Origin of the sequence: Mesorhizobium sp. M0563, assembly GCF_040321065.1 — a bacterium.
Taxonomy (GTDB): domain Bacteria; phylum Pseudomonadota; class Alphaproteobacteria; order Rhizobiales; family Rhizobiaceae; genus Mesorhizobium.
Genome location: NZ_JAMYQV010000016.1, coordinates 105525 through 120636 on the forward strand (window position 1 = coordinate 105525; position 15112 = coordinate 120636).

Consider the following 15112-nt stretch of genomic DNA (forward strand, 5'->3'; position numbering starts at 1 on the left):
CGCGCATGAAATCGGAATCGCTTCGGAAAACATCATGCGCAACGCTAGTTTTGGTTGTAGAGCCTACGTCGCGCATCCAAAAGACGCGTCGCGCTCTGGCGAAAAAACAATTGACGCAAAAATGTTTTTTCACGATAAAAGACATTATATGTTAAGAGCCGCGTGTCAATCCGCTCGCGCACCCAGGAACATACCCAGGAAGCTTCCGTGAACGCCGCAAACAGCATTCTTCTGTCTCCCGCCGACAATGTCGCGGTCGCCAATGGCCGCATCGAGATCGGCACCGTACTGCCGGGCGGCGCCGCCGCCGCCGCGCTGATCGAGCCGGGCCACAAGGTGGCGATCAAGCCGATTGCCGCCGGCGAAGCCGTGGTCAAATACGCCCAGGCAATCGGCCGTGCCACGCAGGATATCGCGCCCGGCGAGCATGTCCATTCGCACAATCTGGTCTTCGAAAGCGGGCGTTTGCCGGTGGTGCCGCCGAGCGAGGCCGTGCACGCGACCGAGGCCGACCGCGCCCGCACCTTCATGGGCTACCGCCGTGCCGACGGCCGTGCCGGCACGCGCAACTTCATCGGCATTCTCGCCAGCGTCAATTGCTCGGCCACCGTCTGCCATGCCATCGCCGACGCGGCGAACCGCACGCTTCTGCCGCAATATCCCGGCATCGACGGCTTCGTCCCGATCGTCCACGGCCAGGGCTGCGGCATGAGCGCCACCGGCGATGGCATGATGGTGCTGCACCGTACGCTGGCCGGCTATGCACGTCATCCGAATTTCGGCGGCGTGCTGATGGTCGGGCTCGGCTGCGAGGTCAACCAGCTCACCCTCTATGGCCAGAAGGGCGTCGCCGCGGGAAAACGCCATTTCAACATCCAGGAAGCCGGCGGCTCGCGCAAATCGGTCGAGAAGGCGCTGGTCGTGCTGGCCGAGATCGCCGAAGAGGTCGGCAAGCTTCAGCGTGAGCCGATCCCGGTCAGCGAGATCGTCGTCGGCCTGCAATGCGGCGGCTCCGACGGCATGTCCGGCATCACTGCCAACCCGGCGCTGGGTGCGGCCGTCGACATTTTGGCCGGCGTCGGTGGCGTCGGCATCCTCTCCGAAACGACGGAGATCTACGGCGCCGAGCACCTGCTTGCCTATCGCGCCGCAACTCCCGAGATCGCCGCCAAGCTCGACGGCTACGTGAAATGGTGGGAAGACCATGTCGCCAAGCATGGCGCATCCATCGACAACAATCCCTCGCCGGGCAACAAGCGCGGCGGCCTGACCACCATCCTGGAAAAGTCGCTCGGCGCGGTCGCCAAGGGCGGCCAGACGCCGCTCAACGGCGTCTTCGGCTATGCCGAAAAGGTCACCGGGCACGGGCTGGTGTTCATGGACACGCCCGGCTACGACCCGGTCTCGGCCACCGGCCAGGTGGCGGGTGGCGCGAACGTCATCGTCTTCACCACCGGCCGCGGCTCCTGCTTCGGCTGCCGGCCGACGCCGTCGATCAAGGTCGCCAGCAACTCGACCATGTACCACACCATGGAAGAGGACATGGACGTGAATTGCGGCGTCATCGCCTCGGGCGAAAAGACCATTGCCGGCATGGGCCGCGAGATCTTCGAACTGATCGTCGAGACAGCTTCGGGCCGCAAGACCAAGAGCGAGGAATTCGGCTACGGCGACAACGAGTTCGTGCCGTGGCACCTAGGTGCGACGCTCTAAGCCGGACCGCTCGCGACAGTCGCGAACACCTGACGTGATCGCCAGGTGTCGCAGTTCGTACATCCCCGAAAAAAGAATGAACATTCCATATTGACTGAGTGATGGAATTAATATTCCATGCGACATATTGGAGGAGATTGGCAGCGGAGTTCCGACAGAAAAAACTCTTCCGCCCAGCCATCCGAGGCAGGCATCAAACAGCGCTTGCGCCTACCAAGATGATGCATTATCAAAATGCGGTAAATGTTTTTTATTGATAAAGTTCCGTTTCGGCCGCGCCATCCGAATGGAGCTTCCATAACATTCACCGGGCGACTTAGGGAGGACTCCTAATGAAATTCGTGACCAGCATTCTCAATCGCCGCGCCTTCGTGGCACTCACAGCCGCCTCGATGCTTGCCGGCGTGATGCATTCGGCCCCGGCATCCGCGGCCGACGTGACCATTCCGATCATCGTCAAGGACACCACGTCCTTCTACTGGCAGATCGTTCTGGCCGGCGCCCGCAAGGCCGGCAAGGACCTGGGCGTCAACGTGCCGGAGCTCGGCGCCCAGGCCGAGACCGACGTCAACGGCCAGATCTCGATCCTCGAAAATGCCGTCGCCGGCAACCCGGCCGCCGTCGTCATCGCGCCGACCGAAGCCAAGGCGCTCGGCAAGCCGATCGACGAGGCCGCCACCAAGGTCAAGATCATCGGTATCGACTCCGGTGCCGACTCCAAGGCCTTCACCTCGTTCCTGACCACCGACAACATTCAGGGCGGCCGCGTCGCCGCTGACGGCCTTGCCGCAGCCATCGGCGAAGCCAATGGCGGCAAGGTCGAGGGCGACGTCGCCCTGATCACCGCGCTTCCGGGCGCCGGCTCGCTCGAACAGCGCGCCCAGGGTTTTAAGGAACAGCTCGCCGCCAAATATCCCGGCCTCAAGCTGGTCGCCGACAAATACGCCGACGGCCAGGCCACCACCGGCCTCAACATCGCCACCGACCTGATCACCGCCAACCCCAACCTCAAGGGCATCTTCGCCTCCAACCTGATCATGGCGCAGGGCGTCGGTCAGGCGATCGCCGAGAACAGCCTCGCAGGCAAGGTCGGGCTGGTCGGCTTCGACAGCGACGAGAAGCTGATCAAGTTCCTCAATGACGGCGTCATTTCGGCGCTCGTCGTCCAGGATCCGTACCGGATGGGCTATGACGGCATCAAGACGGCGCTTGCCGCCTCGAAGGGCGAGAAGGTCGAAGCCAATGTCGACACCGGCGCCAACCTGGTTACCAAGGCCAACATGAAGGATCCGAAGATCGACGCGCTGCTCAACCCGAAGCTCGACTGAGCATCGCCGCTGTGAACTGTTTCCGGGGCCTTTTCGCCCCGGAAACATCCCACTCGTGCCAATCGCGAGGCCAATCTTTGGGGGCCAATCTGGGAGGATTGTCATGATGTCGACGGCGCAGGAACTCCATCCGGCTCCAACGCTTGAACCGGGCAGGACCATCCTCGAACTCCGCGGGCTGGAAAAGCGCTATCCCGGCACTCACGCGCTGAAGCCGGTCGACCTCGCCTTCAAGGCCGGCGAGATCCACGCCATCGTCGGCGAGAACGGCGCCGGCAAATCCACCCTGATCAAGCTTCTGACCGGCGTCATGCCGCGCACCTCCGGCGACGTCATCTGGGAGGGCAAGCCTGCCGCATTGGCGACGCCGCATGAGGCGATGGCGCTCGGCATCAATGCCGTGCATCAGGAAGTCGTCCTGTGCCGCCATCTCACCGTCGCCGCCAACATGTTCCTCGGCGAGGAGGATTCCCGTTTCGGTATCCTGCAGCAGCGGGCGATGGTCAGGCAGGCGCAGAAGATCATCGACGATCTCGGCTTCGACCTGCCGGCGCATGTCAAGCTGGGTGACCTGACCATCGGTCAGCAGCAGTTGATCGCCGCCGCCCGCGCCACCGTGCGCGGCACCAAATTCCTGATCTTCGACGAACCGACCGCCTACCTCACCCGCAAGGAGGCCGACCAGCTGTTCACGCTGATCCGCCGGCTGAAGGGCGAAGGCGTCACCATCATCTACATCAGCCATCGCATGGAAGAAGTGTTCGAGCTCGCCGACCGCGTCTCGGTGCTGCGCGACGGCACGCTGGTCGGCACCAGGAATATCGCCGAGACCAATGACGCCGAGCTGGTCAAGATGATGATCAACCGCTCGATCGAGCAGGTCTACCACAAGGAGCATTTCACCCCGGGCGCGATGCTTGTAGAAACCAGGAACCTGTCCGGCAAGGGTTTCGAAAATGTCTCGATGTCCGTCCGCGCCGGCGAGATCGTCGGCCTCTACGGGCTGATCGGCGCCGGCCGCAGCGAGTTCGTCACCACGCTCTATGGCCGCCACCGCAAGGCGGCCGGCCAGATCCTCTGGGAGGGCAAGGAGGTCAAGGTCAATTCAGAACATGACGCGATCAGGCTCGGCATGGCGCTGGCCCCGGAAAGCCGCCGCGACCAGGGCCTCTGCCTCAACCTGCCGGTCGGGCTCAACCTCAATCTGCCGATCTACAAGCGCATCTCAAGCAATCTGCTGATCTCCCGCGCGCAGGAAAAAGCCCAGGCCGATCGCCAGATCGCCGACCTGCGCATCAAGACGCCGACGCGAAGTGCGCTGGCCTCCAGCCTGTCCGGCGGCAATCAGCAGAAGATCGTCATCGGCAAATGGCTCGCGCACGGCGCCAAGCTGTTCATCTTCGACGAGCCGACCGTCGGCGTCGATGTCGGCACCAAGGCCGAGATCTACCGCCTGTTTGGCGCGCTGTTATCCAAGGGCGCCGGCATCATCCTGATCTCGTCCTACCTGCCCGAGGTCTATGAGCTCGCCGACACGCTGCACGTGTTCCGGCGCGGCAAGCTGGTGGCCACGCATGGGTTTCATACCGCTGATCACGAGGAGATCCTCACCCAGGCGCTGGCCGAGAAACAAGAAAGACCGGGAGGACGGATATGAGCACCGAGGCGATCGCTGCCGAAAGGCCGAAACGCAACTACAACGCCCTGTTCGGGCTGACACTGCTGGCACTGCTGGTTCTTTTGTGGATCATCTTGTCGGTGGCGACGCCGAGCTTCGCCTCGGCCAACAACATCTCGAACCTGTTGCGGCAAGGGTCGATGATCGCCATCCTGGCGGTCGGCCAGACCTTCGTCATCATCACCGGCGGCATCGACCTTTCCGTCGGCGCCGTTGTCGGCTTCGCCACCGTCATCGTCGCGATGCTGATCAACGCCGGCACACCGGTTTTCCTAGCCATCCTGATTACCTTGCTGGTCGGCGTCGCCATTGGCATGTTCCATGGCTTCGGCATCGTCAAGATGGGCTTGCCACCCTTCATCATCACCCTGGCGACGCTGACCTCGCTGCGTGGCATCGGCCTGTTGATGACCAACGGCAACTCGATCTCGATCAACAACGACGCCTTCCAGACGTTCTCGCGCAGTTCCTTCGTCGGCGTCCCCAATCTGTTCTGGATGGTGATCCTGGTCGGTATTCCGGCCTACATCTTCCTGCACCACAGCCGCTGGGGCCGCTACCTGTTCTCGGTCGGCTCCAACGCCGAGGCATCGCGTCTGTCGGGCGTCAACGTCCAGCGCACAATCTACATGGCCTATACATTGTCGGGGCTGTGTGCGGCCTTCGTCGGCGTGCTGCTCGCGTCGCGCATCGGCATCGGCAATCCGACGCAGGCCGAGGGCTGGGAATTGCAGGCGATCGCTTCTTCGGTGATCGGCGGCACGTCGCTGTTCGGCGCTGTCGGCTCCGTGCACGGGCCGCTGCTCGGCGCCTTCATCCTTGCCACCATCAACAACGGCGCCAATCTGCTCAACGTCAACGCCTTCTGGCAGCGCATCATCACCGGGGTGCTGATCATCGTCATCGTCTATTTCGACGGGCTGCGCCGCCGCGGCAAATAGATCGCCCCTAACAGCCGCCGGCCTCGCAACAGCAGAGCCGGCGGTGCCATGAACCGACTGGATTGAAGCATGAAAGCCGTCGTCTGCCGCTCGCCCGGCGAACTTGTCCTCGAAGATCGCCCGGCGCCTGGCGCGCCGCCCTCGGGCTGGGCGCTGGTTGCGGTCAGTCATGTCGGCATCTGCGGCACCGATTATCACATTTTTGAAGGCAAGCACCCGTTCCTCGCCTATCCCCGCATCATGGGCCATGAAGTCTCGGGGACCGTGCTGGAGACCGGCCAAGGCGTCGATCTGGCAATAGGCGAAGCGGTGATCGTCAATCCCTATCTCGCCTGCGGCAAATGCATCGCCTGCCGGCAAGGCAAGCCGAATTGCTGCGTCAGGATCGAGGTGCTCGGCGTCCATCGCGACGGCGCCATGTGCGAGCAGATCCTGGTGCCGGCGCAAAATCTTTATCCGGCAAACGGCCTGTCGCTGGCCGATGCGGCCGCCGTCGAATTCCTGGCGATCGGGGCGCATGCGGTGCGGCGCTCGCTGGCTCAATCGGGCGCGCGTACCCTGGTCATCGGCGCCGGCCCGATCGGCCTCGGCACGGCGCTGTTCGCCCGGATCGCCGGGCTCGACGTGACGCTGCTCGACATGAGCGCTGAACGGCTTGGCTTTGCCGAAAGCGGACTCGGCTTCGCGACCCTCGACGGTTCGCGGGGAGCCGCCGCCGATCTGGTGCGACAGGCGACCGACGGCGATGGTTTTGACGTGGTCTTCGACGCCACCGGCAACACCCAGTCGGTGCAGTCGGCCTTCGCCCATGTCGCGCATGGCGGCACGCTGGTGCTGGTCAGCGTCGTCAAGGACGACATCGCCTTTTCCGATCCCGAATTCCACAAGCGCGAGATGATGCTGATCGGCAGCCGCAACGCTCTGCGCGCCGATTTCGACCATGTCGCCGCTTCAATCCGCAACGGTGCGGTGCCGCTGGCAAAGCTAGTCACCCACCGCACCACGCTTGGCGAGACGCCGCGCGACCTCGCCCGCTGGGCACATGAGAAATCCGGGCTGATCAAGGCGGTCATCCAGGTCGGATGACACAACGATAGCCGCGTCTCAAAGCGCCGACAGTCTGAGTTCGATCCGCTCGGCCGGGAAGCGCGACTCCGAAAACTGGATCGGCTGACCGTCGGGCGTGACGTTGACGGCGACCGTCACCAGCACGATGGCGCCGGGCTGCAGGTCGAGGTCGGCAAGGTCGGCGGCATCGGCATGGCGCGCCGACAGCACGGTCGATTGCCGGAGATAGTCGTCGATGCCGAAACGTGCCAGCGATGCCGTGATCGAACCGGTTTCTGCCATGGCAGCATCGATGCCGGCAAAGCGCCTGGCATCGAACCAGCCGGCAGCGCGGGACACCGGCATCCCATCGGCTTCGCCCCGCGTTTCCAGGCGTATCACGTCGGCCCCCTGCACAAGGCCTAAGCCCTCTGCGACACGACGGTTGGCTGGCTCGACCGACGACGCGAGCAAGGTGATATGCCGCTCTGACGCCTGTCCTTGCAATCCCTCGGAAAAGCGGGTGCGGGCGCCGATCGGATAGGACAGCCGCTTTCGCGACAGCACGAAGGTGCCACGCCCTTGCTCCGCCTTGAGCACACCCTCCTGCACCAGCGCTGCGATAGCGCTGCGCACCGTATGGCGGTTGACGCCATAGCGTTCGGCAAGTGCCACCTCAGGCGGCAGCGCGGCATTCTCGGGAAAATCGCCGACGGCGATCGAATGCAGGATCTGGTCGGCGATCTGCCGCCATAGCGCGACACCGCTGCGCCGCTCGATGCTGTTGGCTTGCCCGATCATTTCCCGCCCCAATCTTTGCGCCGACCTTTTGGCCCGTGTCACGTACACGTCATAGACACACGCTAGATAATAGATAGAATTTGTATAGTTGTCTATATCAATAGACAAATGCACGCAAACGAGGAGTAGCAGCCATGCGAGGACGGGAAGCGCGAGAGCAGGCCGAGCGCAGGGCCGTAATGGCGACGCTGGCGCAATCGTCCGGCGACGACATTGTCCGCCTCTGGGACGAAGCCGGCCTGCCTTCCGAAGCTGAACTTCTGCGTGGCCCCGAAACCGGCCTAGTTACGGTACGCGGCCGCATCGGCGGCGGCGGCGCTCCCTTCAATGTCGGCGAGGCGACGGTCACCCGCGCCACGGTGCGGCTTGCGTCCGGCCATGTCGGCCACTGCAACGCGCTTGGTCGCGACAAGCAGAAGGCAAGGCTGGCGGCAATCGCCGACGCACTCTGGCAGGACCCGGCCCGCCGCAACGAGGTCGAGACCAGGATCGTCGCGCCCTTGCAGGCGGCGCTGGCCAAGGCCCGTGACCAGCGCCGCGCCGAGACGGCGGCGACCAAGGTCGATTTCTTCACCATGGTACGCGGAGAAGACTGATGAACGCAGCCGTGCAATCGATCGAGGGCGGCTTCGCCGATCCGGTATTCAACGCCCAGACCGTATTCCGCGCCGTGATGGACGCGATGGCGCGGCCGGGCAGCGTGCAGCCCTTGCCGGCGCTCGCCCACCCGCCGTCGCCGCTGTCGGCCACCGCCGGCGCCATTGCTCTGGCGCTCTGCGACACCGACACGCCGCTCTGGCTCGACCCGGCTTTGCAGGGGTCGGCGGCGGTGAAATCCTGGCTTGGCTTCCATACCGGCACGCCGCTGGCTAACACCCCGGCCGACGCGCATTTCGCGCTGATTGCCACGCCGGCCGAGATGATGGCGCTCGACGGGTTTTCGCAAGGCACCCAGGATTATCCCGACCGTTCCACGACGCTGGTCCTCGGGGTCGGCGATCTCGTCTCCGGCGCTGCGCTGCTGCTCGAAGGCCCCGGCATCGAGAAGACGGCGACGATCGCGCCGGCGCAAATGCCGCGCCATTTCGTCGAGCAATGGAAGCAGAACAATCAGCGCTTTCCGCGTGGCGTCGACATCATCCTCGCCACGTCCGACGCAATTGCCTGCCTGCCGCGCACGACGCGCATCAAGACGATGGAGGCGTAGCATGTATGTCGCGGTAAAAGGCGGCGAAGCGGCCATTCGCAACGCCCACAAATTGCTCGCCGACCGCCGGCGCGGCAACCGTTCGGTGCCGGCACTTCGCCTCGACCAGATCGTCGAGCAGCTGGCGCTCGGCGTCGACCGCGTGATGAGCGAAGGTTCGCTTTATGATCGCGAACTGGCGGCACTCGCCATCGTCCAGGCGCGCGGCGACATGATCGAGGCGATCTTCCTGGTTCGCGCCTATCGCACGACGCTGCCGCGTTTCGGCTACACCAGGGCGATCGACACCGGCACGATGCTGGTCGAGCGGCGGGTGTCGGCGACCTATAAGGACCTGCCTGGCGGCCAGTTGCTCGGCCCGACTTTCGACTATACCCACCGGCTGCTCGACCCCGAGCTTGCCGCCGGCGGCGATGTCGCTGAACCGGAGCAGCGTGCAGGCGAGGCGGAGGCGATGCCGCGCGTGTCCGCCATCCTCGCCCGTGAAGGCCTGATCGAGCCCGACGGCGACATGCCCGGGGATCATGTCCCCGGCGACATCACCCGCGAGCCGCTCGAATTCCCGATGGCGCGTGATATCCGCCTGCAGGCGCTGTCGCGCGGTGACGAGGGGTTTCTGCTGGCGCTCGGCTATTCCACCCAGCGCGGCTATGCGCGCAACCATCCTTTCGTCGGCGAGGTTCGTATCGGCGAGGTCGAACTGGAACTGGACGTGCCGGAACTGCCCTTTGCCGTGCCGCTCGGCAGCATCCGCGTCACCGAATGCCAGATGGTCAACCAGTTCAAGGGCTCGGCCAAGGCGCCGCCGCAATTCACCCGCGGCTACGGCCTCGTCTTCGGCCAGAGCGAGCGCAAGGCGATGGCCATGGCGCTATGCGACCGCGCTCTTCGTGCAACCGAATTCGGCGAAGATGTCGTCGCCGCCGCGCAAGACGAAGAGTTCGTCATCTCGCATTCCGACAATGTCCAGGCGACCGGCTTCGTCGAGCATTTGAAGCTGCCACACTATGTTGATTTTCAGGCCGAGCTCGACCTCGTGCGCCGCATGCGCGCCGCGCACGACGCCCGCGAAAACGCCGGCAAGGCCGAAGAGAAGAGGGAGGCCGCCGAATGACCGGACAACCGACCGACATCGCCACCTACAACTTCGCCTATCTCGACGAGCAGACCAAGCGGATGATCCGCCGCGCCATCCTCAAGGGCATTGCCATCCCCGGCTATCAGGTGCCGTTCGCGTCGCGCGAAATGCCGATGCCCTATGGCTGGGGCACCGGCGGCGTGCAGGTCACCGCTTCGATCATCGGCCCGGACGATGTACTCAAGGTCATCGACCAGGGCGCCGACGACACCACCAATGCGGTTTCGATCCGCGCCTTCTTCAAGAAGGTCGCCAATGTCGCCGTCACCACCGAGACGGCCAAGGCGACCATCATCCAGACGCGCCACCGCATCCCTGAATATCCGCTTAGTGCCGGTCAGATGCTGGTCTATCAGGTGCCGATCCCCGAGCCGCTGCGCTTCCTCGAGCCGCGCGAAACGGAGACGCGCAAAATGCATGCGCTTGAGGAATACGGCCTCATGCATGTGAAGCTCTACGAGGACATCGCCAGGCACGGCCGCATCGCCACCACCTATGCCTACCCGGTCAAGGTCGAAGGCCGCTATGTGATGGATCCGTCGCCGACGCCGAAATTCGACAATCCCAAGATGCACCGTTCGCCGGCTCTGCAGTTGTTCGGCGCCGGCCGCGAAAAACGCATCTATGCGCTGCCGCCCTTTACCGAGGTGGTCAGCCTCGACTTCGAGGATCATCCCTTCGAAGTGCAGACCTTCGACCAGCCCTGCGCGCTGTGCGCGGCCGAGAACGTCTATCTCGACGAGGTCATCCTCGACGACCATGGCGGCCACATGTTCGTCTGCTCCGACACCGATTATTGCGAGAAGCGGCGCGCCGAAGGCCACCGCGGCCATCTCGCGCCCGAGACCCATCTTGCCCCAGGAAAAATGGAGCCGGCTGAATGACCGACGAACCGCTGCTGCGCGTTTCGGCGCTGTCCAAATTCTACGGCTCGCGCGTCGGCTGCGAGAACGTTACCTTTGATCTGTGGCCGGGCGAAGTGCTGGCGGTGGTCGGCGAATCCGGTTCCGGCAAGACGACTTTGCTCAACTGCCTGTCGACTCGGCTGCTGCCCTCTTCCGGCACCGCCAGCTACCGCATGCGCGACGGCCAGTTCCGTGAGCTTTACCGCATGAGCGAGGCCGAGCGCCGCTTCCTGATGCGCACCGACTGGGGCTTTGTCCATCAGAACCCCGCCGACGGGCTGCGCATGACGGTGTCGGCCGGCGCCAATGTCGGCGAACGGCTGATGGCGGTCGGCGACCGCCACTATGGCAGGATCCGCGCGACGGCGGTCGACTGGCTGTCGCGCGTCGAGATCGACGAGGACCGCATCGACGACGAGCCGCGCGCCTTCTCCGGCGGCATGCGCCAGCGCCTGCAGATCGCCCGCAACCTGGTCACAGGGCCGCGGCTGGTGTTCATGGACGAGCCGACCGGTGGCCTCGACGTTTCGGTACAGGCACGCCTGCTCGATCTGCTGCGGGGGCTGGTCACCGATCTCGGCCTGGCGGCCATCGTCGTCACCCACGATCTCGCCGTGGCGCGGCTGTTGTCGCAGCGCATGATGGTGATGAAGGACGGCCGTGTTGTCGAAAGCGGCCTCACCGACCGCGTCCTCGACGGTCCGCGCGCGCCCTACACCCAGTTGCTTGTCTCCTCGATTCTGCAGGTGTGACGATGATTGCTCCGGCGTACCCCCCTCTGGCCTGCCGACCATCTCCCCCTCAAGGGGGGAGATCGGCAGCTTTTATGTCCCGCCCGTTCTGCGACACAGGAGAATGGCGAAACCGAATGCGACAGCCAATCTCCCCCCCTGAGGGGGAGATGGCCGGCAGGCCAGAGGGGGGTGTTGGCCCGCAAACGACTGGCGAATGGAGCACCCTCTGATGGCAACCCCGCTCGTCGTCTCCGATGTCGCCAAGAGCTTCACCATGCATCTGCGCGACGGCATCAAACTGCCTGTCGTCGCCGGTGTCTCTTTCGCGATCAGGGCCGGCGAATGCTCCGTGCTCGGCGGCCCGTCCGGCGCCGGCAAGAGCTCGATCCTGAAAATGCTCTACGGCAATTATGCCGTCAACGCAGGCCAGATCATCGTCCAGCACGAGGACGGGCTCATCGATCTCGCCACGGCCAGCCCGCGCACCGTGCTAGCCGTGCGCCGGCTCACGATCGGCTATGTCAGCCAGTTCCTGCGCACCGTGCCGCGCGTCTCGGCGCTCGATGTCGTCGCCGAACCGCTGGTCGAGCGCGGCGAGGAGCGCGAAGCCGCGCGCGGCAAGGCACGCGACTTGCTGGCCCAATTGAACCTGCCGGAAAAACTCTGGGCGCTGCCGCCGGCGACGTTCTCCGGCGGCGAACAGCAGCGCGTCAACATCGCGCGCGGCTTCATCACCGAGCATCCGATCCTGCTGCTCGACGAGCCGACCGCTTCGCTTGATGGGAAGAACCGGGACGTCGTGATTTCCCTGATCGCCGCCAAGAAGGCGGCGGGCGTCGCTTTGCTCGGCATCTTCCACGATTACGACGTGCGCGAAGCCGTCGCCGATCGCATCATAGACGTGACCGCCTTCGCCGCTGGGAAAATCGCCGCATGACCAGGAAATTGTCGGAGGCCCCGCTGGTCCACGAGACGGCGGAGATCGAGAACTCGACGCTCGGCCGCTGGACCGAGATCGCCGACCGAAGCCGGGTTTCGGAAAGCATGATCGGCGACTATTCCTACATGATGCAGGACTGCAGCGTCTGGTGCGCGACAATCGGCAAATTCGCCAACATCGCCGCCAGCGTCCGCATCAATGCCACCAATCATCCGACCTGGCGGCCGACGCTGCACCATTTCACCTATCGCGCCTCCGACTATTGGGACGACGCCGAGCACGAGAGCGAATTCTTCGCTCAGCGCCGCGCCAAACGCGTCACCATCGGCCACGACACCTGGCTCGGCCATGGCTCGACCGTCCTGCCCGGCGTCACCGTTGGCGACGGTGCGGCGGTCGGTGCCGGCGCAGTGGTATCGAAGGACGTCGCTCCCTACACCATCGTCGGCGGCGTACCGGCCAAGCCGATCCGCGAGCGCTTCGACCGCCGCACCGCGGAGCGCTATCAGGCGCTCGCCTGGTGGGATTGGGATCATGCAAGGCTGCGCGCCGCGCTCGACGATTTCCGGGAGCTGTCGGCGGAGGCTTTTCTGGAGAAGTATGGTGGCTAAGGATCGTGAATGGTAATGGCGGGCAGCGATTAAATTTCGAGGCTCAGGAAAGCCTTTCTTATCACCATTCACCATTCGAGCTTCTCGCGCCGAGTTGATCCCGCCCCGCTCCAGGCTGTGGGCGGTAACAAAACTGACATCAATCAGACACCGCAGGTTCACGTAGCTGCGCTAGCGAGGGTTAACAGACCTTCAATTGCGATTGGACTGGAGCCTGCACCATGTCAGCTACGCTCGAAATCCGCGGCGTCACCCGCCGGTTCGGCAAGAACACCGCCGTCAGCAATGTTCACATCTCGATCCCGCAAGGACAGATGGTCGGCGTCATCGGCCGCTCCGGCGCCGGCAAATCGACCCTTCTGCGCATGATCAACCGCCTCATCGATCCCAGCCAGGGATCCATCCTGTTCGACGGCGTCGAGGTTTCCGGGTTGCGCGGCTCGCCGCTCCGGCGTTGGCAACGCGACTGTGCCATGATCTTCCAGCAGTTCAATCTGGTGCCGCGCCTCGATGTGCTGACCAATGTGCTGCTCGGCCGGCTCAACCACCGCTCGACCCTGTCCAACCTGTTCGGCATGTTCTCCCGCAACGAATGCGCCGAGGCGGTTGCAGCCCTCGAGCGCCTGGACATCGCCCGCACCGCGCTGCAGCCCGCCGGCACGCTTTCCGGCGGCCAGCAGCAGCGCGTTGCGATCGCGCGTGCCATGATGCAGCAGCCGAAGGTGTTGCTCGCCGACGAGCCGATTGCCTCGCTCGATCCGCTCAACGCCAAAGTGGTGATGGATTCGCTGCAGGATATCAATTTGCGCGAGGGTATCACCGTCATCACCAATCTGCATACGCTGGATACGGCGCGCAACTATTGCAACCGCATCATCGGCATGGCCGCCGGCAAGGTCGTCTTCGACGGCCCGCCCGAAGACCTCAATCGCGAGGCGGTGCGCATGGTCTATGGCGCCGACAGCAATGGCGGCGAAATCTCCGAGGCCATCACCTCGACCAGTGTCGCCATCAAACAGAAAATCGCTGCATCCGCCGGACCGCTCGAGCCAGCGTTTCCTGGTTATTGAGAACGGCCTGATCGCCGCCCGCGTCAAAGGCACTCGTCAAAATTCGATCGCAACCGGCGCGAGGCCGGATCAAAGGAGAGAGACCCAATGTTCAGGAAGATGGTTTTTGGCGCGGTTTCATTGCTCGCCATCGCGGCCAGTGCCGCTCACGCCCAGGATATCAAGGAATTCCGCATCGGTATCCTTGGCGGTGAAAATGAAGCGGACCGGCTGCGCAATTTTCAGTGCCTCGCCGATCACCTGACGTCCGAATTCGGCTTCGAGAAGGTCTCGCTGTTCCCGGCCGCCGACTACGACGGCGTCATCCAGGGCCTGCTCGGCGGCACGCTCGATTTCGCCGAGCTTGGTGCGTCGGGCTATGCCAGCGTCTACCTCAAGGATCCGAACGCGGTGACCCCGATCCTCACCACCCAGCAGACCGACGGTGCGACCGGTTATTATTCGATAGGCCTGGCGCTGAAGTCGTCCGGCATCACCGACATCAAATCGGCCAAGGGCAAGAAGCTCGGTTATGCCGACCCGGATTCGACGTCGGGCTATCTGATCCCGCTGACCCAGATCCCGAAGGACACCGGCGCTTCGAACGAAACCTTCTTCGCCTCGACCCAGTTCAATGGCGGCCACGAGAACAACCTTCTCGCCGTCCGCGACGGCAAGGTCGACGTGGCGGTTGACGACTCCTCGGGCATCGGCGACTTCAAGAACGGTTACACGTCCGGCACCTTCCACAAGGAAGTCGCCAAGGGCGCCGTCGACCCCAACGACTTCGTCGAAGTCTGGCGCTCCGGCCTGATCCCGAATGGCCCGCTGGTCGTGCGCACCGCGCTCGGCGGCGATATGAGCGCCAAGCTCGCCAACTTCTTCACCAGCTTGCCGGCCAAGGACAAGCCTTGCTTCGAAGCCATCGAAGGCGGCGATTTCACTGGCTACGTTCCAGTGAAGCCGGACTTCTACAGCGTCATCGTCGAAGCCCGCAAAGCCGCGATCGGCGGGTGAATG

Annotated in this window: 15 protein-coding genes; 14 read left to right on the plus strand and 1 reads right to left on the minus strand. The window is 64.1% G+C overall.

Going from position 1 to position 15112, the window contains the following annotated elements:
• Positions 1–207 precede the first annotated feature (207 nt).
• The 5 genes from NKI50_RS20490 to NKI50_RS20510 all read left to right on the plus strand — a co-directional run bounded on the left by NKI50_RS20490 (position 208) and on the right by NKI50_RS20510 (position 6746).
• Positions 208–1713: a UxaA family hydrolase gene (locus NKI50_RS20490; protein ID WP_352642651.1), complete on the plus strand. Its 1506-nt coding sequence runs from the start codon at positions 208–210 to the stop codon at positions 1711–1713.
• A gap of 332 nt (positions 1714–2045) precedes the next feature.
• Positions 2046–3041 (plus strand): ABC transporter substrate-binding protein, encoded by a 996-nt coding sequence (locus NKI50_RS20495; protein ID WP_023721963.1) that lies wholly within the window; start codon positions 2046–2048, stop codon positions 3039–3041.
• A gap of 103 nt (positions 3042–3144) precedes the next feature.
• Entirely contained in the window at positions 3145–4698 is a 1554-nt protein-coding gene (locus tag NKI50_RS20500; protein WP_023721964.1) for a sugar ABC transporter ATP-binding protein, read from the plus strand.
• Positions 4695–5660, plus strand: coding sequence for an ABC transporter permease (locus tag NKI50_RS20505; protein ID WP_352483622.1), 966 nt, complete (start codon positions 4695–4697; stop codon positions 5658–5660). Before NKI50_RS20500 ends, NKI50_RS20505 begins: the two co-directional genes overlap by 4 nt.
• 69 nt (positions 5661–5729) lie before the next feature.
• Positions 5730–6746: a zinc-binding alcohol dehydrogenase family protein gene (locus NKI50_RS20510; RefSeq protein ID WP_352642648.1), complete on the plus strand. Its 1017-nt coding sequence runs from the start codon at positions 5730–5732 to the stop codon at positions 6744–6746.
• An 18-nt stretch (positions 6747–6764) separates the two neighbouring features.
• Here NKI50_RS20510 and phnF read toward each other — a convergent pair whose 3' ends face one another.
• The gene (gene phnF / locus NKI50_RS20515) at positions 6765–7508 is read right to left on the minus strand and encodes a phosphonate metabolism transcriptional regulator PhnF (protein ID WP_352642646.1); all 744 of its coding nucleotides are present in this window, start codon (positions 7506–7508) and stop codon (positions 6765–6767) included.
• Positions 7509–7642: 134 nt separating this feature from the next.
• Here phnF and phnG point away from each other — a divergent pair, with 134 nt between their 5' ends.
• The 9 genes from phnG to phnD all read left to right on the plus strand — a co-directional run bounded on the left by phnG (position 7643) and on the right by phnD (position 15109).
• Positions 7643–8104: a phosphonate C-P lyase system protein PhnG gene (gene phnG / locus NKI50_RS20520; RefSeq protein ID WP_352642644.1), complete on the plus strand. Its 462-nt coding sequence runs from the start codon at positions 7643–7645 to the stop codon at positions 8102–8104.
• A complete protein-coding gene (gene phnH / locus NKI50_RS20525; RefSeq protein ID WP_352642642.1) occupies positions 8104–8715 on the plus strand; it encodes a phosphonate C-P lyase system protein PhnH in 612 nt (203 codons plus the stop codon). Before phnG ends, phnH begins: the two co-directional genes overlap by 1 nt.
• A 1-nt stretch (position 8716) precedes the next feature.
• Entirely contained in the window at positions 8717–9829 is a 1113-nt protein-coding gene (locus NKI50_RS20530) for a carbon-phosphorus lyase complex subunit (protein WP_352642640.1), read from the plus strand.
• Positions 9826–10737 carry an alpha-D-ribose 1-methylphosphonate 5-phosphate C-P-lyase PhnJ gene (locus NKI50_RS20535; protein ID WP_352642638.1) on the plus strand — a complete coding sequence of 304 codons (912 nt, stop codon included), beginning with the start codon at positions 9826–9828 and terminating at the stop codon, positions 10735–10737. The genes NKI50_RS20530 and NKI50_RS20535 overlap by 4 nt, the downstream gene beginning before the upstream one ends.
• Positions 10734–11510 carry a phosphonate C-P lyase system protein PhnK gene (gene phnK / locus NKI50_RS20540; RefSeq protein ID WP_352642636.1) on the plus strand — a complete coding sequence of 259 codons (777 nt, stop codon included), beginning with the start codon at positions 10734–10736 and terminating at the stop codon, positions 11508–11510. The genes NKI50_RS20535 and phnK overlap by 4 nt, the downstream gene beginning before the upstream one ends.
• A 211-nt stretch (positions 11511–11721) precedes the next feature.
• Positions 11722–12429 (plus strand): phosphonate C-P lyase system protein PhnL, encoded by a 708-nt coding sequence (gene phnL / locus NKI50_RS20545; RefSeq protein WP_352717434.1) that lies wholly within the window; start codon positions 11722–11724, stop codon positions 12427–12429.
• Positions 12426–13043 (plus strand): DapH/DapD/GlmU-related protein, encoded by a 618-nt coding sequence (locus tag NKI50_RS20550; protein ID WP_352483629.1) that lies wholly within the window; start codon positions 12426–12428, stop codon positions 13041–13043. The genes phnL and NKI50_RS20550 overlap by 4 nt, the downstream gene beginning before the upstream one ends.
• Before the next feature lie 221 nt (positions 13044–13264).
• Positions 13265–14113 carry a phosphonate ABC transporter ATP-binding protein gene (gene phnC / locus NKI50_RS20555; protein ID WP_023721975.1) on the plus strand — a complete coding sequence of 283 codons (849 nt, stop codon included), beginning with the start codon at positions 13265–13267 and terminating at the stop codon, positions 14111–14113.
• Positions 14114–14200: 87 nt separating this feature from the next.
• Entirely contained in the window at positions 14201–15109 is a 909-nt protein-coding gene (gene phnD, locus NKI50_RS20560) for a phosphonate ABC transporter substrate-binding protein (protein ID WP_023721976.1), read from the plus strand.
• Positions 15110–15112 lie beyond the last annotated feature (3 nt).